Annotated in this window: 19 protein-coding genes and 1 CRISPR repeat array; of the genes, 11 read left to right on the top strand and 8 right to left on the bottom strand. The window is 71.5% G+C overall.

Going from position 1 to position 25,048, the window contains the following annotated elements:
• Positions 1-11 precede the first annotated feature (11 nt).
• From EBO15_RS03185 to EBO15_RS03175, 3 genes are all read right to left on the bottom strand, one after another.
• Positions 12-1,262, bottom strand: coding sequence for a sugar ABC transporter permease (locus EBO15_RS03185; protein ID WP_122192772.1), 1,251 nt, complete (start codon positions 1,260-1,262; stop codon positions 12-14).
• Complete coding sequence (locus tag EBO15_RS03180) at positions 1,255-2,148, bottom strand: ATP-binding cassette domain-containing protein (protein WP_122192771.1); 894 nt, start codon at positions 2,146-2,148, stop codon at positions 1,255-1,257. Before EBO15_RS03180 ends, EBO15_RS03185 begins: the two co-directional genes overlap by 8 nt.
• A 203-nt stretch (positions 2,149-2,351) precedes the next feature.
• The gene (locus EBO15_RS03175) at positions 2,352-3,422 is read right to left on the bottom strand and encodes a substrate-binding domain-containing protein (RefSeq protein ID WP_199744299.1); all 1,071 of its coding nucleotides are present in this window, start codon (positions 3,420-3,422) and stop codon (positions 2,352-2,354) included.
• A gap of 354 nt (positions 3,423-3,776) precedes the next feature.
• On the opposite strand from EBO15_RS03175, the gene EBO15_RS03170 reads away from it, so the two are divergent.
• Positions 3,777-4,625: a DeoR/GlpR family DNA-binding transcription regulator gene (locus tag EBO15_RS03170; protein ID WP_122192770.1), complete on the top strand. Its 849-nt coding sequence runs from the start codon at positions 3,777-3,779 to the stop codon at positions 4,623-4,625.
• 164 nt (positions 4,626-4,789) lie between these two features.
• On the top strand, positions 4,790-5,899 hold the full coding sequence (locus EBO15_RS03165; RefSeq protein ID WP_122192769.1) for a serine hydrolase domain-containing protein: 1,110 nt from the start codon (positions 4,790-4,792) through the stop codon (positions 5,897-5,899).
• A 436-nt stretch (positions 5,900-6,335) separates the two neighbouring features.
• Here EBO15_RS03165 and EBO15_RS03160 read toward each other — a convergent pair whose 3' ends face one another.
• Positions 6,336-7,082 (bottom strand): GntR family transcriptional regulator, encoded by a 747-nt coding sequence (locus EBO15_RS03160; RefSeq protein WP_158628117.1) that lies wholly within the window; start codon positions 7,080-7,082, stop codon positions 6,336-6,338.
• Positions 7,083-7,575: 493 nt separating this feature from the next.
• Here EBO15_RS03160 and EBO15_RS44020 point away from each other — a divergent pair, with 493 nt between their 5' ends.
• The 3 genes from EBO15_RS44020 (at position 7,576) to EBO15_RS03150 (ending at position 8,968) form a co-directional block, all read left to right on the top strand.
• Positions 7,576-7,866, top strand: a complete 291-nt coding sequence (locus EBO15_RS44020; protein WP_158628116.1) for a hypothetical protein — start codon at positions 7,576-7,578, stop codon at positions 7,864-7,866.
• A gap of 68 nt (positions 7,867-7,934) precedes the next feature.
• Entirely contained in the window at positions 7,935-8,372 is a 438-nt protein-coding gene (locus EBO15_RS03155) for an ATP-binding protein (RefSeq protein WP_158628115.1), read from the top strand.
• A gap of 107 nt (positions 8,373-8,479) precedes the next feature.
• A complete protein-coding gene (locus EBO15_RS03150; protein WP_122192766.1) occupies positions 8,480-8,968 on the top strand; it encodes a hypothetical protein in 489 nt (162 codons plus the stop codon).
• 97 nt (positions 8,969-9,065) lie between these two features.
• Positions 9,066-9,520: a CRISPR direct-repeat array (repeat unit 28 nt; unit sequence GGACCATCCCCGCGGGCGCGGGGAGCAC).
• 233 nt (positions 9,521-9,753) lie between these two features.
• Here EBO15_RS03150 and EBO15_RS03145 read toward each other — a convergent pair.
• Positions 9,754-11,181 (bottom strand): outer membrane protein assembly factor BamB family protein, encoded by a 1,428-nt coding sequence (locus EBO15_RS03145; RefSeq protein ID WP_122192765.1) that lies wholly within the window; start codon positions 11,179-11,181, stop codon positions 9,754-9,756.
• A gap of 142 nt (positions 11,182-11,323) precedes the next feature.
• On the opposite strand from EBO15_RS03145, the gene EBO15_RS03140 reads away from it, so the two are divergent.
• Together EBO15_RS03140 and EBO15_RS03135 are read left to right on the top strand one after the other, a co-directional pair.
• On the top strand, positions 11,324-11,983 hold the full coding sequence (locus tag EBO15_RS03140; RefSeq protein ID WP_233615899.1) for a DUF6461 domain-containing protein: 660 nt from the start codon (positions 11,324-11,326) through the stop codon (positions 11,981-11,983).
• A 51-nt stretch (positions 11,984-12,034) separates the two neighbouring features.
• On the top strand, positions 12,035-12,463 hold the full coding sequence (locus EBO15_RS03135; RefSeq protein WP_122192763.1) for an RNA-binding S4 domain-containing protein: 429 nt from the start codon (positions 12,035-12,037) through the stop codon (positions 12,461-12,463).
• 3 nt (positions 12,464-12,466) lie between these two features.
• Here EBO15_RS03135 and EBO15_RS03130 read toward each other — a convergent pair whose 3' ends face one another.
• Both EBO15_RS03130 and EBO15_RS03125 read right to left on the bottom strand, forming a co-directional pair.
• Positions 12,467-13,732 carry a cytochrome P450 gene (locus tag EBO15_RS03130; RefSeq protein WP_122192762.1) on the bottom strand — a complete coding sequence of 422 codons (1,266 nt, stop codon included), beginning with the start codon at positions 13,730-13,732 and terminating at the stop codon, positions 12,467-12,469.
• A gap of 61 nt (positions 13,733-13,793) precedes the next feature.
• Positions 13,794-14,807, bottom strand: a complete 1,014-nt coding sequence (locus EBO15_RS03125; RefSeq protein WP_122192761.1) for a zinc-binding dehydrogenase — start codon at positions 14,805-14,807, stop codon at positions 13,794-13,796.
• Between the two features lie 155 nt (positions 14,808-14,962).
• Between EBO15_RS03125 and EBO15_RS03120 the strand changes: the two genes are divergently transcribed.
• Together EBO15_RS03120 and EBO15_RS03115 are read left to right on the top strand one after the other, a co-directional pair.
• Positions 14,963-15,595 carry a TetR/AcrR family transcriptional regulator gene (locus tag EBO15_RS03120; RefSeq protein WP_122192760.1) on the top strand — a complete coding sequence of 211 codons (633 nt, stop codon included), beginning with the start codon at positions 14,963-14,965 and terminating at the stop codon, positions 15,593-15,595.
• Between the two features lie 222 nt (positions 15,596-15,817).
• The gene (locus tag EBO15_RS03115; RefSeq protein WP_122192759.1) at positions 15,818-21,334 is read left to right on the top strand and encodes an ATP-binding protein; all 5,517 of its coding nucleotides are present in this window, start codon (positions 15,818-15,820) and stop codon (positions 21,332-21,334) included.
• Positions 21,335-21,383: 49 nt separating this feature from the next.
• On the opposite strand, the gene EBO15_RS03110 is transcribed toward EBO15_RS03115, so the two are convergent.
• Positions 21,384-22,298: an MBL fold metallo-hydrolase gene (locus tag EBO15_RS03110; RefSeq protein ID WP_122192758.1), complete on the bottom strand. Its 915-nt coding sequence runs from the start codon at positions 22,296-22,298 to the stop codon at positions 21,384-21,386.
• Between the two features lie 225 nt (positions 22,299-22,523).
• On the opposite strand from EBO15_RS03110, the gene EBO15_RS03105 reads away from it, so the two are divergent.
• Together EBO15_RS03105 and EBO15_RS03100 are read left to right on the top strand one after the other, a co-directional pair.
• Positions 22,524-24,197, top strand: a complete 1,674-nt coding sequence (locus tag EBO15_RS03105) for an ABC transporter permease (protein WP_233615898.1) — start codon at positions 22,524-22,526, stop codon at positions 24,195-24,197.
• A 26-nt stretch (positions 24,198-24,223) separates the two neighbouring features.
• On the top strand, positions 24,224-25,048 hold an 825-nt coding region (locus EBO15_RS03100; RefSeq protein ID WP_147481363.1), incomplete at its 3' end, for an ABC transporter ATP-binding protein.

Raw genomic sequence — 25,048 nt, 5'->3', positions numbered from 1 at the left:
CTCCCGCTCCGCTAGGCCCGGCCGGCCGAGGCACGCGACCGGCGGGCGACCGAGTCCAGCGCCACCGCCAGCATGAGGACGACGCCGGTGACCATGAACCGGTACGACGAGTCCAGGTTCAGCAGCGTCAGCCCGTTGGAGATGGACTGGATGACGAGGATGCCCAGCAGCGAGGCCCACGCGCCGCCCCGTCCGCCGAACAGGCTCGTCCCGCCGATGACGGCGGCGGCGATCGCGTTCAGGTTGACGTCGCCGGAGCCGGTGCTCTGGTTGGCCGCCGCCAGCCGCGCGGCGGCCAGGATGCCGCCGATCGCCGCGAGCGTCGTGCAGATGACGAACGCCGACGTGTAGATCGTGCGGACGTTGATGCCCGCGCGGCGCGCCGCCTCGACGTTCCCGCCGACCGCGTACACGGCCTTGCCGTACTTGGTCCGGGTCAGAACGTAGTGCGCGACGAGCACCAGGACCAGGAAGAACACGAACATCCAGCCGACGCCGCGGTCCCGGTTGAGGTACCAGACGGCGAGCACGAGCCCGGCGAGGACGGCGACGCTGCGCAGCACCAGCACACGCTCGGACGTCGCGGACAGCCCGGCCTTGCGGCGGGCGGACGCGTGGGCGTGGCCGGTGCCGTACAGCGCGGCGGCGGCGAGCACGACCAGCGTGTACGCGAGCCACGGCGGGACGAAGTCCAGCTGGGCGAAGGTGACCAGCCTGGAGTCGAACGGCAGGTTGATCGCGCCCTTGGGGCCGAGGACGTGCAGCTGGAGGCCGAGGAAGCCGAGCAGGCCCGCGAGCGTGATGACGAAGCTCGGCACGCCGAACCGGTTGAAGACCTGCGCGTACACCCAGCCGATCAGGCAGGCCAGCGCGACGGCCGCGAGCACCGCCAGCCACGGGTTGAACCCCTGGTCGACGAACAGGACGGCCGTGACCGCCGCGGCGACGCCGCTGAGCGAGCCGACCGACAGGTCGATCTGCCCGACCAGCAGCATGAAGACCACGCCGAGCGAGATGACCCCGACCGGGACCATCTCCATCGTCAGGTTCGACAGGTTGTCGCTGGACAGGAACACCGGGTTGAGGATCTGCATGACCGTCCAGATGACGATCAGGCCGGCGACCACGGGCGCCACGCCCAGGTCGCCGCCGCGCATCCGGCCGGTGACGGCGGCGATCACGCCGCGCAGGCCGGACGGCTCGTCCGCGGCGTCCGCGGTCCCGGCCGCCGCCGCGGGCGGCCGCACGTCGACGTCACTCATCGGCGTCGCCTTCCTTGTCGGCGGATTCCTTGTCGGTGGTGGTCGCGGCGGTCGCGGCGGTGCCGGCCGAACGGCGGGCCCGGCGCGTCACCTCGTTGTCGGTCGCGCCGGTGATGGCCGCGACGAGTTCCTCGGCGGACGTGGTGGCCGCGTCGAACACGCCGTTGTTGCGGCCGAGCCGCAGCACCGCGACGGTGTCGGCGACCGCCTTCACGTCGGCCATGTTGTGGCTGATCATGATGACGCCGTGGCCGCGCTCGCGGAGCCGCTCGATGAGGTTGAGCACCTCGGCGGTCTGCGCGACGCCGAGCGCCGCGGTCGGCTCGTCCAGGATGATGATCTTCGGGTCGCCGAGCAGCGAGCGGGCGATCGCCACGGTCTGCCGCTGCCCACCGGACAGGCCCGCGATCGGGACCCGCACCGACGGGATCTTCGCCGAGAGCTGCTGGAGCAGCTCGCGCGAGCGGACCTCCATCGCGACGTCGTCCAGGCGGAGCCCGCGCAGCTCACGGCCGAGGAACAGGTTCTCGATGACGTTGAGGTTCTCGCAGAGCGCGAGGTCCTGGAACACGGTGGCGATGCCGAGCTGCTGCGCCGCCGCCGGGCTGGTGACGCTCACCTCGCGGGACTCGAAGGTGATGGTCCCCGAGTCCGGCGGGTGCACTCCGGACAGCGTCTTGACCAGGGTGGACTTGCCGGCGCCGTTGTCGCCCACCAGGGCGACGACCTCGCCCGCGGAGACGTCGAGGTCGACGTCGGTGAGTGCGGCGACCGCGCCGAACGACTTGCTGATGCCGCGCAGCGACAGCAGGGGGGCGGGCGTGCCGCCGGCCTTCCCGGCGTCCGCCGCGGCCGACCGGGCCGGCGTGGGTGGCGATGAGGACATGACGAACCTTCGTGAGGCTTTCGTGGGCGTCTTTCCGGGGGGACGTCCGGACGGACGTCTGCGGGGACGTCCGGCAAGGCGGCGGGCCCGAGGGGTGGGGCGGCGCCCTCCTCGTGATGCGGACGGGGAGGGCGCCGCCGGGCTGGCCACCCGGACGTCCCCCCTACGGGACGTCCATTCCGGAGGTCTCTACTGGGTACCGGCTACTGGATGCCGAGCTTGGTGCACGCCTGGGCGTACACGCCGGTGCAGACCTGCTTCGGCTCGAGCGCGCCGCCCGCCTTCACCACGTCCTTGACGTTCTGCTGCGTCACCACGGTCGGGACGAACAGCTGGGACGGGGTGTCGAACAGCGTGGTGTTGCCCTGCGGCTTCTTGCCCTGGACGAAGTCGTACGCGGCGACGGCCGCGGCCTCGGCCACGATCTTGATGGGCTTGGAGATGGTGTTGTACTGGTCGCCGGAGACCACGCGCTGGACGGCGGCGAGCTCGGCGTCGTTGCCGGTGACCGGCGGGACGTCCACACCGGAGGCCTTGAACGCGGCGATCGACGCGCCGCCGGTGCCGTCGTTGGCGGCGGCGACGCCGGCGATCTGGGTGTGGAACTTGCTGATCTGGCCGGTCACCCACTCCTGGGCCTTGGCCGGCTCCCAGCCCGGGGTGTCGTACTCGGCGAGCAGCTTGAACCCGCTCGGGTCGACGGCGCTGTGCACGCCCTTCTTGATCAGGGCGGCCGCGGCGTCCGTCGGCGAGCCGTTGACCTGGAGCAGGCCGCCCTGGGCCTTGGACCCCTTCAGCTTGTCGACCAGGGACTGCCCGATCATCTGGCCGAGCTTCTCGTTGTCGAAGGAGACGTAGAAGTCGGCCTTGGCGGCCGGGATGGGCCGGTCGTAGGCGATGACCGTGGCCTTGCGCGCCTGCGCCAGCCGGACGATCGAGGCGGCGGCGGCCGAGTCGACCGGGTCGATGACGATCACCTTGGCGCCCTGGGCGAGCGCGGAGGTCGCCTGCTGCTGCTGCTTGGCGGCGTCGGCGTTGGCGTTCTGGTAGAGCACCTCGCAGCCGCCGCAGAGCTCCCGCATCTTGGCCTTGAACAGCGGCGCGTCGTACTGCTCGTAACGGGTCGAGGCGATGTCGGGCATCAGGAACGCGACCTTGGCGTGGTCACCGCCGCCGCCGGATCCCGACGTCTTGGACGAGCAGGCGGCGGCCGGGGCCAGGACGGCCAGCGCCGCGGCCGCGGCGGCGGCCGTACGGAAGGACAGCTTCCTCACTGAGTTCTCCTCGAAGTCCCGCCCGTGGGATCCAGGGCGGCTGTGCCGGGGGTGGCGCGGCGCCGGACTGAGCGCCGCTGCGGATGTGAAGACAACACCCGTTCACGCACGAATGTCAACATGACCACGTGAACTTCACATCGAATCCTGTGACTTAGACCGGTCCGAGCGTGAAGATCGTAACGTCGCACATCGCCGCCAGCCCCTTGCAGCAAGGGATTCCCTGGACTCAGTGCCGTTCTCGCCAACTCCACGGTCGCAGGCGCCGGGGGTACGTAGTACGTTACTTTCCACACGAACGTCACATCGACGTCCCGCCGGCATCACGCCGACCGCCCCCCAGAAGGGAACCCGGTGACCGACGACGCACCGCCGAGCACGACCGGATCCGTCGCCGACGGCGGAAGCACCCGCCGCCGGCGGGAGGCCATCCGCAGGCAGGTGACCGACGAGGGCTTCGTCCGCATCAAGGACCTGGCCGCCGCGCACACCGTCAGCACGATGACCATCCACCGCGACCTGGACGAGCTGCAGAGCACCGGGTGGCTGCGCAAGGTGCGCGGCGGGGCGACCGCCGAGCCGTCCGCCAGCTACCACGGGGACGTCCGGCACCGCCGCCAGGCCATGGCCGCCGAGAAGCGCGCCCTCGCCGAGGCCGCCGCGGAGCTGGTCGGCGCGGGCGCCACCGTGATGATCGACGAGAGCACCACCGCGCTGGAGCTGGCCGGGCTGCTGCCCGCGCGCGGCCCGGTCACGGTGATCACGAACTTCCTGGCCGCGGTGAACGCGCTGACCGGCGAGTCCGGCATAGACCTCATCGCGCTCGGCGGCGCGTACTACCCGGCCTACGACGCGTTCCTCGGCCTCCGCACGTCCGAGGCGATCCGCTCCCTGCGCGCCGACCTGCTGTTCATGTCGACGACGGCCATCACCAACGGCCAGTGCTACCACCAGTCGCAGGAGACGGTCGCCGTCAAGCGCGCCCTCATGGAATCGGCCGACCGCCGCGTCCTGCTGGCCGACCACACGAAGTTCGTGAAGAACGGCCTCTTCCAACTCGCCCCACTGACCGACTTCGACCTGGTCATCGTGGACGCAGGCACCCCCACCCCGGAGATCGAGGCCCTCCGTGCCCGAGGCGTCCACCTCCACATCGCAGGCCGCGACGGCACCCCCACCTGGCCCCTACCGGCAGGAAGCTGACCCGCACTCTCGCCGCGGCGATGCAGAGCCCGCCCCGAGCGGGCGTTCCTCCTCGCGCCGGATCCGTGGTCCAGGACGCGGGGAGGGGCCGCCCGATCATCTCCGGGACAACCCAGGGATCTCCCTGATGTTCGATCCCGGGGCGTCCTGCGACGCTTCCGGGCATGAGACCCAAAGGCATCGGCCTCGCCGCCGCCACCATTGCTCTCACCGTCATCACCACCACCACGACCGCGAACGCCGCGACCCGTGACGACCCCCTGCAGACGGCGCTCGACAACGTCGTCAAGACCGGCCAGGCCGGCGCGATCGCCGAGGTCAGGCGGGACGGGACGACCTGGCGCGGCTCCAGCGGCCGCGCCCGGCTGGACCGCCCGGCCCCGCCCCCGCTGAACGGCCGGTTCCGCGCGGGCAGCGTGACCAAGCCGTTCACCGCGACCGTCGTGCTCCAGCTCGTCGCCGAGGGCCGGATCGGCCTGGACGACTCGGTCGAGCACTGGCTGCCCGGCCTGATCAAGGGCGGCGCCGACGACATCACCGTCCGGGAACTGCTGAACCACACCAGCGGCCTTCCCGACCCCGTCGATGCACTCGTCGACGACGACGGCCTGCCCCGCGACCGCTGGCGAACCTGGACGCTGACGGAACTGGCGCAGCTGTCGAACGCGCTGCCACGTGACCCGAACCCGCCGGGCACGCACTACAACTACTCCAACAACGACTACATCCTGCTCGGCCTGATCATCGAGAAGGCCACCGGCCGGTCCTTCCGCTCCGAGATCACCCGCCGCATCATCACCCCGCTCGGACTGCACGGCACCTTCCTGCCGGGCGCGAGCCCGTGGCTGCCCGCCCCACACGCCGACGGATACGTGACCGTCCGCCGCGACGGCCGCGACGTCACGTATGACATGACCGCCCTCAACCCCACCATGGCGGCTTCCGCCGGGGAGATCGTCTCGACCACGGCCGACCTGAACCGCTTCTTCGCCGCGCTTCTCGGCGGTCGCCTGGTGCGTCCGGACCTGCTCCGCCAGATGACGTCCGGCGACAAGGGCTTCGGCATCGAATCGACCACACTGAGCTGCGGCGTTGAGATCCACGGCCACGGAGGCGGCATCCCCGGCTACCTCACGATCGCCTTCACCTCAACCGACACCCACCGCCAAGTCGCCCTCTCCATCAACCGCAACACCACGACCGACCCGTCCCCCGCCGCGATGGCCTTCCTCAACACAGCCTTCTGCCCCGATGTTCACGGCCACTCAGGATGACGACGTAGCCGAGCTGTGGGCATCGAGAATGAGGACCTCGCACGGCACCCGGCTGGCCCGGACGGCGATCCGTTCGACGACCAGCGGTGCTGACCGAGCCGTTCGGAGGACTCGATAGCGCGTCGGGCGCGGGGGTAAGGGCCCAAACGCGCGACGGAGCGGGCGGCGCTGATCCGGTCCGCTGCCGCAGCAAGGGCGGGCGCTGTTGAGGAGACGGTGCGGTCGGGCGCGGACGCGACGACGCATTAGGCGAAAGTGACAGGACGCGTGACTCGCGAGCTGGGCCGATCGCTGAGCGAACCTTCAGCACGGAGCGTGAGCGAACGAAGTCCAGGCGGAGGCTCGGTCAGCGACCGGAAGGCGCAAGGCGCTGACCGGCCGCCGTACCGACGCAGATGCCGCGCTTGATCTAGGCGGGGAAGAACCTCACTCAGCCCTAGGCGGGCTCCACATCCCAGCTGTAGTCAAGCTGCCAGTAGTGAGTCGGCATGATCTGCTGAGCCGCCTCAACGGCCGTGCCCTCAGCAGTACGGCCAATGTGAAGGATCACGTAAACGCGCTGGTCAGAAGACATGCGCAGGAAGTCGGCTTCATCATCGTTCGGCGGACGAACGGTGACGCTCTCGTCCATGTGAACCTGCGCGTGACCGAGCTCCGCCAACCGCCGGATCATGCCGCCCGGCCCCTGCTGCTCCTGTTCGAGGACCGTGTCGGCCGCGATGCTGAGCGGGATGTACGAGGAAGCGATCATGACCGGGGTGTCATCGGCGAACATGCGGCGGGCACGCTGCACGGCCTGCTCGCCCTCGTCCAACTTGAGGATCTCCGCGATCTCGGCGGGCGGCACGACCCGGCTGACCGTGACCTCAGACCGGGGCGACATGCCCAACTGCCGAACCTCGTAGTCGAACGGCCCTGTGGAGGTCTGCAACGCCTCCGGACGGTACCGGGTCATCGCGCTTCGGCGGATGCGGCGAGTCAACGCAGTCACGGTGGTTCCCCTTCCTCGGTGGGTCGCAATGCACCCCTCGCCCCTGAGCACGCGAAGCGCATTGTTGATCGTCGCTCGGGTGGTCTCAAAGCGCTCAGCGAGCACCGGTTCCGGCGGGAGCGTGTCGCCATGCCGGTACACGCCGCGCTCGATCTCATCCCGCAAGATCGCGGCGATGTCCAGATAAGACAACCTCGGCATCGTCGGGACCCTCCTCTGTCACTGGTTCCGAGCATAGGGGCAAACAGGAACGTTAGACGTTCGTTCTCTCCCCAAGAATCTTGAAGAAGTGCTTGACGCTCTGTCGAGCGAGGTGGAACCTAGCGTCACCACAAACATTAGACGTTAGACCTTTGGGAGTCTACCGATGCCACGCCAAGAGGCGACAAGCCGGGCACACCTCGAGTCCGTCGCCGCCTGCCTCCAACGCGGAGGAGGCGTCGTGGTCAGGGTCGTGCGGGTCAGCATCGCGAAGAACTCGCGCGTTCCGGCGATCCGCGCCCTGAATCCGGGCTCCAACACGGTCGAAACGATCACATGCAGCGCAGGCTCGGACGGTCCTGAAGTCCTGCGCTGGCCACACCGGGAGCGCGTAGCCGGGACGACAGCGGAGGAAGTGGCGAACAGCGTCCGGCACTTGCTCGGGATGGATCCCCACACGCCACAGCGCTAGGGAGCACAGGCGATGCACGAGAAGAGAGATGGGAGCGAGGCGTTCCCCCTGGAACGCCTCTGGTGCATGACAAAGCTGATGGTCGCTCTCCGACTGCTTGGACGTGGGTCCACAGTGACCCTGCCGGGCAGCGACGGACAGCCGGTTCTGTACCTGCCGGCCGACCTGGGCGCGCGCCGGGTGGCGATCCTGGCGGTCCAGAGCATGTCCGGAGGATGGTCGTTCTGCTGGGACGGCGACCGCATGGTTCCAGCAGACGACGTCATGCAGGCGGCTCACCGGATCACGGAGGCCCTGCGGTGATGACCTGGGAGCTGGTGGTCTCGCGGCGGATGGTTCCGCAGTGCGGCGGCGTACTGGATGTTCGTTCCGTGCGTACGCAGGTGCGGGAGTGGGTGGTGGCGCGGGCTCTGCCGGTGGATCTGGACGTGGTGGATCTGGCGGTATCGGAGCTGGTGACGAACGCGGTGAGGTACACCGCGTCCGGCCTGGTGGGCGGCGGTGTGGACGTGTCGGTTCACACGGTGCACGCCTGGGAGTCCGGGGCGGCGAGTGCGCTGCGGGTGGACATCACCGATGACGGCGGCACCGACCGATACCCGGTGCTGCCCTGCAAGGAGGACGCGTTCGAGGACGCGGACCTGTGCTCGGAGTCCGGCCGTGGGCTGGGGATGGTGGTCATGATGACCGACCGGGCCGGGGCGGTACGGGTGTGGGAGGGCGAGCTGTGCCGCTGGCGTGTCTGGTTCGAAGTACCGGTCAGCGCGGACGTCCCCGACTCGCATGAGTCCTCGGGATGGTCACGATGATCAGGCGATTGCGGGCTTGGCGGTCGCGGGTCAAGTGTCGGGGGCGGAGTCATGTGACGCTGGGGTGCCCAGTGGAATGCCTGGGCCTCCCCTCGCGCATCACAGCGATGGTGCGCGAGGCGGCTCCGCTGGAGGACACTGTCAGCGCGGTGGTGGTCCTGGTCGACCGGAGCCTGGTCGGATCGCTGGGCCTGTCGTCGCGGGATGCGAAGCGCCTGGTGGCGGCGGTGGACGGGCTTGCGCTGGACGTGGAGGCCCTCCACCTGCGGGGGCACACGATCACAGATACGTGTCCGGTGGCGTGCCTGCGCCTGTCGGAAGGCGCTCGCCGGGTCGTGACCAAGGCGGGTGAACGGCACGCCGCATCCCTGGAGTACGAGACGCGGCGTCCGGCCCTACGTCAGGTCGGCACCGTAGGTGAGGTCCGGCACCTGCTGCAGGCCAGGTTCGTCGCAAGAGGGTCGGCCGAGATGGCGGAGCTGGTCACCGCCGTGGGCGCGGTGCAGGACGCGCGTCAGAGAACGGCGTCCGCCGACAAGAGCCAGGAACGGAGGCTGAGTCCTTCAACGTCGACAGAATCGGGCGGACAAACATGAGCGCTGAGGACTCGGGCACAGTCTCGACCGCCCACCTCAAGCAGGTCGTCGATGCCGGGAGCACGTCACCCCGTCCGCCGCTGTCGGCGACGTACTGAGGCCACCCTCGCGGGCGCGGGGAGCACGACGGGACGAAACCCGACCAGCCCTCCACCGAGGGACCATCCCCGCAGGCGCGGGGAGCACACCGTGACGCAGGATGCACGGAGCACCTGGGTGGGACCATCCCCGCGGGCGCGGGGAGCACGCGGCGTCCGCTCGCCCGAGTGAGGCTTGTATCGGACCATCCCCGCGGGCGCGGGATGCACGTCTGGTTCGCCGAAGCAAACTTGTAGCCATGGGGACCATCCCCGCGGGCGCGGGGAGCACCCGGCGACATGGCGGCGCATTCTCGCCGTGCCGGGACCATCCCCGCGGGCGCGGGGAGCACGAGGTCGATCTGTTCGAGTACAGCCCGGTGCTGGGACCATCCCCGCGGGCGCGGGGAGCACGCCGAGGTCGAGCTGCTGCAGCAGTTCAAATCCGGACCATCCCCGCGGGCGCGGGGAGCACTCTTCGCGACCTGGGGGGTTGTGCGGTCGCTCGGGTATTTTCGAGCACTTCTTGCTGGAGGCGCAATTCGGCCCGCGTTTGAGCGTGGTTTCGGTGGGCCGTTTGGAAGGTCGGCATGGCATTGCACGTGTTCTGAGGTGCGGAAACGCCCGGCGGCAGCACTGGAAGAATCACCGACATACACCGACGCTCCTGAGGCGTGGGGCGGGCGAGGGGCCGAGGCATCGTGGCTGTTATTCGTCGCCGAGGAAGACGGTGTCGGTGGCGTCGGGCTCTGCGGGGGGCCTGGAGTTGTGGAGGCTCACCAGGCCGTGGCCTGCTCCGTCCAGTTGGAAGAGGGCGTCGGTACTGGGCAGGGTGAGCGGGATGCGGGCCAGTGGGGCGCCGGTGTGGGTGTCGTTGATGGTCAGGCGGTCGGCGATTTGGCCGTTGTGGTCGCTGCTCAGGGAGTAGACGCGGCCGTCTGCCACCACTACTGGCATCGAGGTGTTGAGGATGTACTCCTCGTCCTTGCCCGGATACCAGTAGGCCCACAGCTTGCGGCCGGAAAGCACGTCGTTCGCGCAGATGCCGGTGACGCCCTTGGGGGCCCGGTTCGTCCAGCAGGTGCCGACCTGTATCCCGCCGCTGAAGGCCAGGTCGATGTTCCTGGTGGGGTTCTCTTCGGCGCGGTCTGCGAGGGTGGCGCCGGTTCTCGCGTTGTAGACCGCCTCGTGTTGGCGCGTCCAGACGGCGACGCGGTCGTGGTCGAGGCCCTCGTCCCTCACGGGCAGGGAGCGGGCCCTGTCGCGTCCCGGCCACCACTTCGCGAAGGTCTTGCTCCACAGGTGCTGTCCGGTTGTGGCGTCGTAGGACTCCACGGTCTCGTCGCCCTGGCAGACGTGGGTGACGAGCACCGTGCTCGCTGTGGTGGCGAGTCCGGCGTGCTCGCAGTTGTCGGGTATCTGCCAGCGTGTGCGGCCGGTCCCTGGGTCCAGCGCGACCACTTTCCCGTCGATCTGGATCAGCGCCGACGTAAGGATGCCTGGGGCCCAGAAGCCTTCGGAGACCGATGCCTTCTGGCTGATCTCCCTGTCCCATGCGACCTTGCCCGTGCGGATGTCCAGCATCGCGATCCGGGCTGGCGCCTCGGTCATGTCGTGCTTGCCGTCGTAGCGGGCCCATACCGTCATCAGGCGTCCGGTGCCCCGGTCGATCGCTGCGGCCACGATGTGCCGACGGTGGCCCGCGAACGTCCAGTACGTGTGGCCCGAGCGCAGGTCGGACGTGGTGACTTCCTCAGCGTCGTACTCGGCCTTGATGGCCACGCCTTCGAAGACCACCGGGGAGTAGGGCAACGACGCGATGGTGTTCGTTGGGTGCTTTGGGGCCTCGGACGCCACGGCCGCGGGGAACCTGCCGTGTGGGCCGTCCATCGTCCAGGTCGGACGAGGCCATGCGTTCCAGGCTGTCAGGACGACGCCGGACGCGACCAGTAATGCCGCGGCGGTCGCCGCCGCCCAGCGTGGGATGGACTGCCGGGCCGTCCGGACGGGTTCCTTCTTCGCTGGTTCGGTGCGGGGGCTGATCTTGGCGAGTCGGCGGCGAAGGCGGCCCGGTGGGTGCGCTGGAGGGGGTTCGGCGGACGGCAGGAGGTCGGGGCGGGACAGGGGGTCGGGCATGCCACTTCTTCCGTGCGGCGGACAGACGACATGCGGGGTGATCCACTTATAGCAGGATCACTTCCACAAATGCCGTCAAGCTCGTCAATGTCTCTGTTCGAGTCGGCATGCCTCGAACACGGAGACGTCCTAGGGTGGGCGGATGTCATCCGATATTGGGCGTTCTTCAGCTGTTGCCGCTGATTACTCGTGGGCTGAGGGCGGCGGTGACGGGTTGTTCTCGGCGTACTGCCTCACGTTGGTGCGTGGGATCGCGCCGGGTGAGTTCATGCGGCGGCTTGGGGCTCGGGTTCTGCGTGACGCGGCACCGTTGGACGAGTGGTTCGTGGAGACGTCCTTCGATTACTGGGACACGCCTCATCACGGGGACGTCCAGTTCATCGGCGCGACGACCGTGCCCGGGGACGGCGGGGACTGGACGCTCGCCTTTGAGGTGAACGGGTATCTGGGCGTCGTTCCGGAACTGATGGTGCCGGTATCGATGGGGACGCGCCTGGTCACTCATCGTTACAACAACGGGAACGGGCACGGCGACTTCATGTGGATCGAGGACGGTGATCTGCGGCTGGATTTCGAGCCGTTGTTCGCCTTCCAGCGGAGCGGCAGCGCGCCTGACGGGTTGCTCGATGAGATGCGGGAGATCGGTTTCGATCTGGATCCGGAGACGGACGAGATCGGGCCGTCCACGTCGGGGGCGTTCGCGTTGGCGGAGCGGCTGACGGGGGTGCGGGTCACGGAGGCGCTCGTCGAGGGGGCCTCGTTCCTGTGCGGGGAGGCGGCGGTCGTCCGGGGGCGCGAATGATCGCAAAAAATGGGTCGGGGGCGGTCGGGGGGCCGGGTTAGGGTTCGGATCATGGCAGGCGAGGAGACCGTAAGGGTCGACCTGTGGATCTGGTCGGTCCGGCTGTTGAAGACCCGGTCGCAGGCGACCACGGCGTGCCGTGCGGGGCATGTGCGGGTGAACGACGAGCGCGCGAAGCCCGCCACGGCCGTCAAGGCCGGGGACGAGGTGCGGGTGCGGGTCGAGGGCCGGGAGCGCGTGGTCGTCGTGAAGAAGGTGATCCGCAAGCGGGTCGGGGCGCCGGTGGCTCAGGAATGCCTGATCGACAACAGTCCGCCTCCGCCGCCGCGTGGGCTGACGATGCCGATCGGGCTGCGTGACCGCGGTGCTGGACGTCCGACGAAGCGTGACCGGCGGGACATGGAGCGGCTGCGCGCCAAGCTGGACGGTCCGGTGTTCGGTGATCCGGACAAGATCAGGCGCGGCCTGGAGGACGAGTGAGCGTCACCCGCTGCGTGGTGTGACGTCCATGCGGATGTCGTTCTGCGCCCACAGGACGAAGCGTTCGATGGGCGTGATCGTCTGTCCCGGCGTGAGCCGGAAGCGGAGGCGTTTCAGCAGGACGGCCAGGACGAGCCGCGCTTCGACCATCGCCAGGGCGGCGCCCTCGCAACTGCGGGGGCCGAATCCGAACGGGATGTGGGCGAGGCGCGGGCGTCCGGCCGAAGCCTCCGGGGTGAATCGGTCGGGGTCGAACCGCTCGGGTTCGGGCCAGCACTCGGGGTTCATGTGGACGGCCCAGAAAGGGTAGAAGATCGTCGTTCCGGGCGGGACGGTGTACTCGCCGAGCGTCACCTCCTCGGTGGTCTCGCGGGCGCCGTAGGGGCCCGGCGGGTACAGGCGCATGGCCTCCTTGAGGACGCGGTCGAGGTAGGTCATCCGCCTGAGGTCGGCGTAGTCGGGGACGGCGCGTCCGGCAAGAACAGCATCGACCTCGGCGGTGGCGCGGTCGGCCGCGGACGGGTGGCGGGACAGCAGGTAGAGGGTCCAGGAGATCGCGACGCCGGTGGTGTGGTGGGCGGCGAGCATGATCATCAGGACCGAGTCGCGGATCCGGGCCGGGGACATGCCCGCCTCGGCGAGGGCGGCGACCAGGTCGCCGCGTTCGGGCGCGGCGAGGACGTCGTCCACGGTGCCGCGCAGGTAGGCCAGTGCGGCGCGCGGTTGCGCCTGGTGTTCGGTCAGGACGTCCTCGAAGGCGGAGACGACGTGTGCCGACCGTTCGGGTGAGAGGCCGCCGCCGAGCGCGTACGCGCAGATCATGCGCAGGGACAGCTCGCTCAGGTCCTTCTGGAGTTCGACCGAGCCCTGCCGTTCCCACCGGTCGGCGAGGTCGACGGTCAGTTCCGTGAAGCGGGCGAAGTGCGCCTCGTGTGAGGGGCGTCCCGCCAGGACGGTCAGGAGCACCCGGCGCCAGGGGGTGTGCTCGTCCGCGGGGAGCGTCTGGAGGTTGCCCGCCTCCTGAAGGGGTTCCAGGAAGGCGAACAGCTCGTCCGGGCGCTTGTCGATCCCGGCCGTCGCCTCCAGCAGGACGGGGTCGGCCACCGACACCGCGACGTCCCCACCGGGGAGCGCGAGCCGGACGACCGGTCCGTGTTCGGCGTGCAGTTTCCGCTGGTAGTTGTGCAGGCCACCGGCGGCCGCGATGGCCTCCGCGCCGTCCTTGGGGGGTGGGCCGGGGATGCGGTCCAGGGTGCGGTCGCCGCGCATGGCGCTCTCCTCGGTCGGGAACGGACATGTGCGGCATACCCGGGACGGCGCGGAGAAGCCGTCAGGGCTTGAGGACGATGCGGATCGGGTCGCCCTCCTTGGTCTCCAGAGCGCGGACGGCCTTGGCGGCGTCCGCGAGCGGCATGACGGCGCTGACCGAGCGGGAGAAGTCGAGCCGGTGCGTGCGCAGGAGCTTGACGAGCTCGACGACGTGCTCGGGCGTGGAGCCGTAGTGGCCGAGCAGCCGCTTCTGGAAGTAGCTGAACAGGGTGCCGTCGGTGATCGTGATGGGCTTGTCGGTGAGGCCGACGAGGGTGAGGCGCCCGCCGGGGGCGAGGGACGCGACGGCCTGCTCGCGGACGGCGGGGACCCCGGCGAAGTCGAACGCCGCCGCGACGCCCTGGCCCTCGGTGACGGCGAGGATCCGGTCGCGGAATCCGGGGTCGGCGGGGTCGAGCGCGAGGTCCGCGCCGAACTCCAGGGCGCGGTCGCGGGCGGCGGGCAGCGGGTCGACCGCGATGATCGGGGCGGCGCCGGCCATGCGCAGCAGCTGGACGCCGTGGGCGCCGAGCCCGCCGACGCCCCAGACGCCGACCGCCTCGGCCGGGCGCACGTGGGCGGTCGCGGTGATCGCGCCCCAGGGGGTGGAGACGGCGTCCGGGACGAAGCAGGCCTGCTCGAACGGCAGGTCGTCCGGGATGGGGACGAGGGTGTCGACGCGGGCGAGGGCGTACTCGGCCCATCCGCCGTCGTAGTCGACGCCGCGCGTGTAGGTCATGCCGCCGCGGTCCTCGCCCGCCTGGAGCAGGACGCGGTCGCCGACCTTCGCACCGGTGACGCCCGGGCCGAGCGTGTGGACGGTGCCCGCGGTCTCGTGGCCGAGGGTGACGGCCTCCTCGGTGAGCAGGAAGGGGGTGAGGGTGCCGTCGATGAGGTGGACGTCGGACAGGCAGACGCCGGCGGCCTCGACCTTGATGAGCACCTGGTCGGGGCCCGGCTCGGGGACCGGGACCTCGTCGATCCGGAACTCGCGGCTGCCCGCGGTGAAGTGAAGCCGTCCGGCCAGCATGGTCATCGCCTCCCGATCCGCCGGGCGTTCCGAGTGGAACGCGGCGGTTAGAGCTGTTTCTCCGTTTGTTCCCCTCAACTCTCGACACTGTGTCGATGTTCCTGACGTGTCGTAGATCTCGACACCGTGTCGACGGCATCGACGCTGTTAGGATCGAAGGCATGGCGACGTCCCGGGCCTCACGGAGCCGCCGCTCGTCCCGCCCGTCGGGCGACGAGCGCGAGGCGGCCATCCTCACCACGGCCGAACGGCTGCTGGCGGAGCGTCCGCTGGCCGAGATCTCGATCGAGGACCTCGCCGCCGGAGCGGGCATCTCCCGCCCGACCTTCTACTTCTACTTCTCGTCCAAGAAGGACGTGCTGCTCTCGCTGCTCGACCGGGTGGCCGAGGAGGCGGACCGGGCGATCGTCCCGCGCCCGCCCTCCCCCATCGCCGACCCGGCGGCCTTCTGGCGGGACGTCCTGACCGCCTTCCTCACGACCTTCGGCGCGCACCGCGCGGTCACGGCCGCCGCCGACGCCGCCCGCGCGGGCGATCCCGAGGTCGGCGCGCTCTGGACCCGGATCATGACCGACTGGGTCGAGCGCGACGCCGCGATCATCGAGGCCGAGCGCGCCGCGGGCGCCGCCCCGGACGGCCCGCCCGCCCGCGAGCTGGCCACCGCCCTGAGCCTCATGGTCGAGCGCTCCATGAACGCCCTGTTCACCGGCCAGCGGCCCGCCGTCGACGAGGACCACCTGGTCGAGACCCTGCTCCACGTCGTCCTGAACGCGATCTACGCCCGCACCGCCTGACACCCCCGGCGGGTCGCCGACAAGGGAGTGTCACTCTCCGTAAGTGCTCTGGCACTCAAGAGCGGGCGGGCTTTTGTGGGGTTCCCACAAGGCGAGGGGCCTGGCACGTGTGGGCGTACGCCTTGGTGAAGAGGGTGGAGATCGGACAGGCTGGAGGACGGACTAGGCGGCACCCGGCACGGTGCCGCCCATCGTGTTCCCGGGTGTTTGGAGGCTCTGCCGGTGTTCAGGCGAATCGCGATCGTCAATCGCGGAGAGGCCGCGATGCGGCTCATCCACGCGGCCCGGGACCTCGCGGCGGAGACGGGGGCGCGGATCGAGACCATCGCGCTGTACACCGACGCGGACCGGAACGCCACGTTCGTCCGGGAGGCGGACGTCGCCCACTCGCTCGGCGCGGCGGCCGACCGGCCCTACCTGGACCTGGCGGTGCTGGAGCGGGCGCTGGTGGAGACCGGCGCGGACGCGGCCTGGGTCGGCTGGGGCTTCGTCGCCGAGGACCCGGCGTTCGCCGAGCTCTGCGACCGGATCGGCGTGACGTTCGTCGGGCCGTCCGCGGACGCGATGCGGCGGCTGGGCGACAAGATCGGCGCGAAGCTGATCGCCGAGGAGGTCGGCGTCCCGGTCGCCCCCTGGAGCCGCGGCGCGGTCGAGACCCTCGAGGACGCGCTGCGCGCCGGGGAGGAGATCGGCTACCCGCTGATGCTCAAGGCGACCGCGGGCGGCGGCGGGCGCGGCATCCGCAAGGTGTCGTCGCACGACGAGCTGACCGAGGCCTACGAGCGGACGAGCCAGGAGGCGCTGCGCGCGTTCGGCTCCGGCGTGGTGTTCCTGGAGCGCCTGGTCACCGGGGCACGGCACGTGGAGGTCCAGGTCATCGCGGACGGCCAGGGCACCGCCTGGGCGCTCGGCGTGCGGGACTGCTCCGTGCAGCGCCGCAACCAGAAGATCATCGAGGAGTCGGCGTCGCCGGTCCTGTCCCCCGAGCAGGTCGCGGACCTGAAGGGGTCGGCGGAGCGGCTCGCCCTCGCGGTCGGGTACCGGGGCGCGTGCACGGTGGAGTTCCTCTACCACCCGGGCGACCGGCTCTTCGCGTTCCTGGAGGTCAACACCCGCCTCCAGGTCGAGCACCCGATCACCGAGATCACCACGGGCACCGACCTGGTCCGGCTCCAGCTGCACGTCGCGGACGGCGGCCGGCTGGAGGGCGAGCGCCCGGCCGAGCTCGGCCACGCCGTCGAGGCGCGGCTGAACGCCGAGGACCCCGACCGCGACTTCGCGCCCGCGCCCGGGCGCATCGCGCGGCTGGTGCTGCCCGCGGGCCCGGGCGTCCGGGTGGACACCGGGGTCGGCGAGGGCGACCGGATCCCGGCCGACTTCGACTCCATGATCGCCAAGATCATCGCGTTCGGCCGGGACCGCGACCAGGCTCTCGGCCGCCTGCGCCGGGCCATGGCCGAGACCACCGTCGTGATCGAGGGCGGCGCGACCAACAAGAGCTTCGTCCTGGACCTGCTCGACCGGCCCGAGGTCATCGACGCGTCCGCCGACACCGGCTGGATCGACCGGGTCCGCGCGGACGGCGGCCTGGTCGCGCACCGGCACTCGGCCGTGGCGCTCGCCGCCGCCGCGATCGAGGCGTACGAGGAGCAGGAGCGGGCCGAGCGGCAGCGGCTCCTGGCGACGGCGTCCGGCGGGCGGCCGCAGGCGCGGCACGAGTCGGGGCGTCCGCTGGAGCTGAAGCTGCGCGGCGTCGGCTACAAGGTGCGGGTCGCGCGCGTCGGCGCGCAGCGGTTCCGGGTCGGGCTGGAGGCGGGCGACCAGGTCCGCACCGCCGACGTGGAGCTCGACCGGTTCGACCGGCACGCCGGGCAGATCGTGGTGAACGGCGTCCGGTACCGGCTCCTCACCGGGACGCACGGGCCCGTCCACCTCGTCGAGGTCGACGGCGTCGCGCACCGGATCAGCCGGGACGAGGGCGGCGTCGTCCGCTCCCCCGCGCCCGCGCTGGTGGTGGCCACGCCGCTGGAGGTCGGCGCGGAGGTCGAGGCGGGCGCCCCGGTGCTCGTCCTTGAGTCCATGAAGATGGAGACGGTGCTGCGCGCGCCGTTCAAGGCCCGGCTGAAGGAATGCCTGGTGACGGTCGGCGGCCAGGTCGAGACGGGCGCGCCGCTGCTGCGGTTCGAGCCGCTCGCCGACGACGACGCCGAGGACGACGCCGGTGAGACGGCCGCCGACCTGGACCTTCCCGCCGTCGCCGACTCGCTGCCGCCGCACGAGCGGGCCGTCCGGAGCCGGGGCGAGCTGCACGGCCTGCTGCTCGGCTTCGACGCCGACCCCTACGACGAGCGCCGGACGCTGGACGACTACCTCGCCGCGCGGCGGGCCGCCGTCCAGCAGGGCGACCGTCCGCTGGCCGCCGAGCTCGACCTGCTCGCGGCGTTCGCCGACCTGGCCGAGCTGGGCCGCAACCGCGCGGTGACCTCCGGCTTCGGCGGATCGGTCGGCCGGGACGGGCACGTGCACAGCCCGCGCGAGTACTTCCACACCTACCTGCAGAGCCTGGACGTCGAGCGGGCCGGGCTGCCCGACGACTTCCAGGCCCGGCTCCGCACCGCGTTCGCGCACTACGGCGTGACCGAACTGGACCGGTCGCCCGAGCTCGAGGCGGCGGTGTTCCGGATCTTCCTGGCGCAGCAGCGGGCGTCCGCGCACGCGTCGGCCGTCATCGCGCTGCTGCGCGCCTGGCTGGAGGACCAGCCGCCGGAGGGCGCGCTGGCCGAACCGGCCGCGCTGGCGCTGGAGCGGCTGATCTCCGCGACGCAGGTGCGGTTCCCGATGGTGTCGGACCTGGCGCGCGGCGTGGTGTTCGCGTGGTTCGGGCAGCCGCTGCTGCGCCGCAACCGCGCCCGCGTGTACGCCGGGATCCGCCGCCACCTGCGGCACCTGGACGCGATGCCGGAGTCGCCGGACCGCGCCGAGCGCGTCGCCGAGATGGTGCGCAGCACCGAGCCGCTGGTGCGGCTGCTCGGCCAGCGGCTGATCCGGGGCGGACGCACCGGCGCGGGCGCCACCGGCCTGGACAACTCGGTCATGCTGGAAGTCCTGACCCGCCGCTACTACGGCAACAAGGAACTGCTGGACGTCCGGACCGCGACGGCCGCGGGCTGCTCGTTCGTCGTCGCCCGGCGGTCCGGGTCGTCGGTGGTGTCGGCCGCGGTCGGCTTCGAGCGGCTCGGCGGCGCGCTGGACGGCCTCGCCGAGCTCGCCGGCGCGGCGGGCGGCGGTGACGGCGGCGACGCGATCGACGCCGACATCTACCTGTCCTGGGAGAAGCAGCCCGAGGACTTCGACGCCATGGCGGCCGCGCTCCAGCAGGTGCTGGCCGTCCACCCGCTGCCGGAGCGCGTGCGGCGGCTGACGGCGACGGTCGCGGGCAGCGGCGGCGCGGTCATGCACCACCACTTCACGTTCCGGCCGTCCCCGGACGGCATGGCCGAGGAGCGGCTGATCCGCGGCCTGCACCCCTACATCGCGCAGCGCATGCAGCTGGAGCGGCTGAGCGCGTTCGACCTCACCCGGCTGCCGTCCTCCGACGAGGAGGTGTACCTGTTCCGGTGCGTCGCGCGGGAGAACCCGTCCGACGAGCGGTTCGTCGCGTTCGCGCAGGTCCGGGACCTGACGGCGCTGCGCGACCAGGACGGCGCGCACGTCGCGCTGCCGATGGCCGAGTACACGATCGCGACCTGCCTGGACTCGATCCGGCGGGCGCAGGCGCAGGCGCCGTCGAAGAAGCCGTTCGCGACGAACCGGATCGTCTTCTACGTGTGGCCGCCGAGCGACCTGACCCGCGCCGAGCTGGAGCAGATCCTCGAGCGGGTGCTGCCGACGGCGGAGGCCGCGGGCCTGGAGGAGATGCTGTTCATCGGACGGCAGCGGGACGCCGAGTCCGGCGAACTGCGCAAGGTCGCCGTCCGGATCCGGTTCGACGCCGCGGGCGGGGTCGAGCTGGAGTACGGCGAGCCGCCGACCGAGCCCGTCGAGCCGCTGGACGACTACCGGCAGAAGGTCCTGCGGGCGCGCGGCCGCAACACCGTGTACCCGTACGAGCTGACCGGGCTGCTCGGCGAGTTCGCCGAACACGACCTGGACGAGGCGCACCGCCTGGTCCCCGTCGACCGGCCGAAGGGACGCAACGGCGCCGCGATCGTCGCGGGCGTCGTGTCGACGCCGACCGAGCGGCATCCGGAGGGCGTCGTCCGGGTCGTCCTGCTGGGCGACCCGACCAAGGCGCTCGGCGCGCTGTCGGAGCCGGAGTGCCGCCGCGTCATCGCCGCGCTGGACCTGGCCGCCGAGATGCGGGTGCCGCTGGAGTGGTACGCGCTGTCGGCCGGGGCGCGGATCTCCATGGCGTCCGGCACCGAGAACATGGACTGGGTGGCGGCCGCGCTCAAGCGGATCGTCGAGTTCACCCAGGACGGCGGCGAGATCAACGTCGTGGTCGCGGGCATCAACGTCGGCGCGCAGCCGTACTGGAACGCCGAGGCGACCATGCTCATGCACACCAAGGGCGTGCTGGTCATGACGCCGGACTCGGCGATGGTGCTCACCGGCAAGCAGTCGCTGGACTTCTCCGGCGGCGTGTCGGCCGAGGACAACTTCGGCATCGGCGGCTACGACCGGGTGATGGGCCCGAACGGGCAGGCGCAGTACTGGGCGCCGGACCTGCCGTCCGCGCGGGACGTCCTGATGGCGCACTACGACCACACCTACGTCGTCCCGGGCGAGTCCGGGCCGCGCGCGACGGGCACGTCCGACCCGGTGGACCGCGACGTCCGGGACTTCCCGCACGTGGTCGAGGGCAGCGACTTCACCCGGGTCGGCGACATCTTCTCCGCCGAGCACAACCCGGACCGCAAGAAGCCGTTCGACATCCGCACGGTGATGCGCGCCCTGTCCGACCAGGACCACCCGGTGCTGGAGCGGTGGGCCGGGATGGCCGACGCCGAGACCTCGGTGGTGCAGGACGTCCACATCGGCGGGCGCCCGGTCTGCCTGGTCGGGATCGAGTCGCGGGCCGTCCCGCGGCGCGGGTTCCCGCCCACCGACGGACCGGACTCCTACACGGCGGGCACCCTGTTCCCGCAGTCGTCGAGGAAGACGGCGCGGGCGATCAACGCGGCGTCCGGGAACCGCCCGCTGGTGGTCCTGGCGAACCTGTCGGGCTTCGACGGCTCGCCGGAGTCGATGCGCAAGCTCCAGCTGGAGTACGGCGCGGAGATCGGCCGGGCGATCGTGAACTTCGACGGCCCGATCGTGTTCTGCGTGATCTCCCGCTACCACGGCGGCGCGTTCGTGGTGTTCTCCAAGGCGCTGAACCCGAACATGACGGTGCTGGCGTTGGAGGGGTCGTTCGCGTCCGTGCTGGGCGGCGCTCCGGCGGCGGCGGTCGTGTTCTCCGGCGAGGTCAACGTCCGGACGGCCAACGACCCGCGGGTCACGGCGCTCCAGGCGGAGATGTCGGCGGCGATGGGCGCCGAGGCCGTGGAGATCATGGCGCGGCTGGCCGAGGTCCGCGCGTCCGTCCGGGCCGAGAAGCTGGGCGAGGTCGCCGCCGAGTTCGACCGCGTGCACAGCATCCAGCGCGCCGTCGAGGTCGGGTCGGTGGACGCCATCGTGAGCGCCGCCGAGCTCCGTCCCCGGATCATCGAGGCGGTCGAGCGGGGCGTCCGCTCCTGACGGACGCCCCGGCCCGCCCCTGACCCGCCCGGCCTGACCTGTACGACCGTCAGGCCAGGCAGGTCAGGGGCTTTCCGCCGTTGTACTCGACCATCTCGATCAGGGCGGTGCGGGTGTCGATCGGCGCGCCGGGCCCGGCCCCGGCGTGCTCGGCGAAGGCCCGGTGCAGGTTCCCGACGACGCGTTCGGAGTCGGTCCAGTCGGCGAACTCGCCGAGTCCGGCCTCGCGCGCGGCCTGGAGCGGGGTGAGCCCGGCGCCGGCGGCGTCCCGGGCGAGGGTCTGGATCCAGCGCAGGTAGCGCGCGGTGCGGTCGAACAGCTCCGGTCCGCCGACCGGCCCGTGACCGGGCAGGACGGTGGTGGGGCGGAGCGCGCGCAGCCGGTCGAGCGCGGCGAGCGTCCCCGACACCGAGCCCCACAGGACGAACGGGGTGCCGCCGTTGAACACGATGTCCCCGGCGAGCAGCGTCCGACGCTCGGGGATCCACACCACGACGTCGTTGTCGGTGTGCGCCGGGCCCGCGTAGTGCAGTTCGACGCGGAGGTCCCCGAGGTGGAGGGTCATCCGGTCGGAGAACGTCACGTTCGGCGGGCTCACCTGGACGTCGCCCCACTCGACGTCCGGCCACAGGCTCTTGACCAGCGTCCCCTGTTCGAGGACGGCGGCGGGGCACCGGTCGTGCCCGATCACCCGCGCCCGGTCGGCGAACAGGTGGTTGCCGTGGGTGTGGTCGCCGTGGTGGTGGGTGTTGACGACCGTCCGGATCGGGAGGTGCGTCACCGACGCGACGGCCTCGCGCAGCCGCCGCGTGCGGCGCTCGGTGGCCGTGGTGTCGACGAGGGTGACCGCGTCCGGGCCGACGAGCACGCCCGCGTTGTTGAGGCACCAGGTGCCGTCCGGCTGGACGTAGGCGTGGATCCCGTCGGCGATCTCCTGCAGGTACGGCTCGGGCACGGCGGACATGCGCGTCTCCTCAAGGGGCTGGCGGGGCGGTCGGCTCGGTGGTTGATACCCGCGCCCCGGCGCCCGAACGACGCGGGCCGGTCACGATCCGCGGTTCCGGCGGCCCGGTTCGTCCGCGGCGGGAGGACGTGGCAGGCTGCACCTCGTGGAAGCGGGTGGGGGATGACGCCTCCCCGGTGGGGGACGGGGCGTCCGGGCGGTGCGAGGTCCGGCCGGTGGTCGTGGGTGGACGTCGTCGTCGCCGTCGGGGTGGCCGTGCTGCTGTACGCGGTGGTGCGGGCCGGGTCGGGGACGCCGGTGTCGTTCACGCCGTCCCGGGGCGGGCGCCTCGGCGCGGATCCCGCGCACCTGCCGTATTACGCGGTGCGCAGCCTGCTGCGGATGTTCGCCGCGCTCGGGGTGTCGCTGGTGTTCGCGCTGGTCTACGCGTACGCGGCGGCGCACTCGCGGCGGCTGGAACGGGTGCTGATCCCGGCGCTGGACGTCCTCCAGTCGATCCCGGTCCTGGCGTTCCTCACGGTCGCGGTGAGCGGCTTCGTGGCGCTGTTCCCCGGCTCGGCGTTCGGGCTGGAGTGCGCGTCGATCTTCGCGATCTTCACCTCGCAGGCATGGAACATGGCGTTCGCGTTCTACCACTCGATGGCGCAGACGCCGCGCGAGCTGGACGAACTGTCCCGCGACCTGGGGTTCACCCGGTGGATGCGGTTCTGGCGGATCGAGCTGCCCGGCGGCGCGATCCCGCTGGTGTGGAACGCGATGATGAGCTTCGGCGGCGGCTGGTTCTTCCTGGTGGCGTCCGAGATGATGACGGTCCGGGACCGCGGGCGGGCGCTGCCGGGCGTCGGCGCGTACGCGGGCCGGGCGATCGCGGCGGGCAGCCTGCGGGACGTCGGGTGGGCGATCGGGGCGATGGCCGTGATGGTCGTCGGGGTGAACTTCCTGTTCTGGCGTCCGCTGGTCGCGTGGGCCGAGCGGTTCAAGGTGGAGCAGGCCGGGGCCGCCGAGATCCAGCGGTCGCTCGTCCTGGACTTCCTGCGGCGGGCGCACTGGCCGCGCGTGCTCGCCCGGGTCCTCGCACCCGCCGGGGAGGCCGCCGGACGCGCCGGGCGGGTCTTCGGACGCGACGGCCGCCCGTTCCGCGACGGCGGGCGGAGGCGGCGCCTCGGGGACGCGGTGTTCGGCGCGGCCGTCGTCCTCGCGATCGGCTGGGGCGCGGTCGACCTCGTCCGCTACCTGAACGAGCGGACCGGTCTCGGCGTGTTCGGCGAGCCGCTGCTGCTCGGCCTCGCGACGCTCGCCCGGGTCGTCGTCCTGATCGCCGTCGCGACGGTGGTGTGGGTGCCGGTCGGGGTGCGGATCGGCCTGTCGCCCCGGCTGACGCGCGTCGCGCAGCCGATCGTGCAGCTGCTGGCGAGCTTCCCGGCGAACTTCCTGTTCCCGCTGGCCACCTGGTTCTTCGTCCGGACCGGGCTGCCGCTGAACCTCGGCGGGATCCTGCTGATGGCGCTCGGCGCGCAGTGGTACATCCTGTTCAACGCGATCGCCGGGGCGATGGCCATCCCGACCGACCTGCGCGAGGCGATGGACGACCTGGGCCTGCGCGGGTGGCGGCGGTGGCGGCGGCTGATCGTCCCGGGCGTCTTCCCCGCGTACGTGACCGGCGTGGTGACCGCGTCCGGCGGCGCGTGGAACGCCTCGATCGTGTCGGAGATCGTCGCGTTCGGCGGGACGACGCTGACCGCGACGGGGCTCGGCGCGTACGTGGCGCGCGCGGCGGAGTCCGGCGACCATCCGCGGCTGTTCGCGGGCGTCACCGTGATGGCCCTGTACGTGGTGGGGATGAACCGGCTGCTGTGGCGGCGCCTGTACCGGCTCGCCGAACGCCGGTACTCGTTGTGAGGGGAGATGGGCTGTGTGAGGTGGGCATGAGCGACGCGCTGCTGACCGTGCGCGGGCTGACCAAGTCGTTCGCGGGCGCGGACGGCGAGCTGCCGGTGCTGTCGGGGATCGACCTGACCGTCCGGGACGGGGAGATCGTCGCGCTGCTGGGCAAGAGCGGGTCGGGCAAGTCGACGCTGCTGCGCTGCCTGGCCGGGCTGATCCCGCCGACCGAGGGCAGCGTGGCGTACCGGGGCGAGGTGCTGACCGGTGAGAACCCGGGCACGGCCATGGTGTTCCAGACGTTCGCGCTGCTGCCGTGGCTGACCGTCCAGCAGAACGTGGAGGTCGGGCTGGAGGCGCGCGGGATGCGGGCGGCGCCCCGGCGCGCGGCGGCGTCGCAGGCGATCGACCTGATCGGCCTGGACGGGTTCGAGTCGGCCTACCCCAAGGAGCTGTCGGGCGGGATGCGGCAGCGCGTCGGGTTCGCCCGCGCGCTGGTCGTGGAGCCGGACGTGCTGCTGATGGACGAGCCGTTCTCCGCGCTGGACGTGCTGACCGCCGAGAACCTGCGCGGCGAGCTGCTGGAGCTGTGGGAGTCGGGCGACTTCCCGACCCGCGCGATCGTGCTGGTCACGCACAACATCGAGGAGGCCGTGCTGATGGCCGACCGGATCGTGGTGCTCGGCGCGCGGTCCGGGGCGCTGCGCGCCGAGTACGCCGTCCCGCTGGACCGGCCGCGGGACCGGGACGCGCCCGGGTTCGCCGCGCTGATCGACCGCATCTACCGGACGATGACGGGGCGCGGCGACGACGTCCGGGGGCCGCTGCCGCCGCTCGGCCGCGAGCCCGCCGCACCCACCGCCGCGCCC

The sequence above is a fragment of the Actinomadura harenae genome, from assembly GCF_003696215.1.
Taxonomy (GTDB): Bacteria; Actinomycetota; Actinomycetes; order Streptosporangiales; family Streptosporangiaceae; genus Spirillospora; species Spirillospora harenae.
Note: the sequence above shows the minus strand (reverse complement) of the source record. Positions and strands in the feature narration are given on the sequence as shown.

Coding starts and splice junctions, on each gene's coding strand:
- EBO15_RS03185 (WP_122192772.1), bottom strand. CDS start 1,262: ATGAGTGACGTCGACGTGCGGCCGCCCGCGGCGGCGGCCGGGACCGCG.
- EBO15_RS03180 (WP_122192771.1), bottom strand. CDS start 2,148: ATGTCCTCATCGCCACCCACGCCGGCCCGGTCGGCCGCGGCGGACGCC.
- EBO15_RS03165 (WP_122192769.1), top strand. CDS start 4,790: ATGAGACCCAAAGGCATCGGCCTCGCCGCCGCCACCATTGCTCTCACC.
- EBO15_RS44020 (WP_158628116.1), top strand. CDS start 7,576: ATGCACGAGAAGAGAGATGGGAGCGAGGCGTTCCCCCTGGAACGCCTC.
- EBO15_RS03150 (WP_122192766.1), top strand. CDS start 8,480: ATGGTGCGCGAGGCGGCTCCGCTGGAGGACACTGTCAGCGCGGTGGTG.
- EBO15_RS03145 (WP_122192765.1), bottom strand. CDS start 11,181: ATGCCCGACCCCCTGTCCCGCCCCGACCTCCTGCCGTCCGCCGAACCC.
- EBO15_RS03140 (WP_233615899.1), top strand. CDS start 11,324: ATGTCATCCGATATTGGGCGTTCTTCAGCTGTTGCCGCTGATTACTCG.
- EBO15_RS03135 (WP_122192763.1), top strand. CDS start 12,035: ATGGCAGGCGAGGAGACCGTAAGGGTCGACCTGTGGATCTGGTCGGTC.
- EBO15_RS03130 (WP_122192762.1), bottom strand. CDS start 13,732: ATGCGCGGCGACCGCACCCTGGACCGCATCCCCGGCCCACCCCCCAAG.
- EBO15_RS03125 (WP_122192761.1), bottom strand. CDS start 14,807: ATGACCATGCTGGCCGGACGGCTTCACTTCACCGCGGGCAGCCGCGAG.
- EBO15_RS03120 (WP_122192760.1), top strand. CDS start 14,963: ATGGCGACGTCCCGGGCCTCACGGAGCCGCCGCTCGTCCCGCCCGTCG.
- EBO15_RS03110 (WP_122192758.1), bottom strand. CDS start 22,298: ATGTCCGCCGTGCCCGAGCCGTACCTGCAGGAGATCGCCGACGGGATC.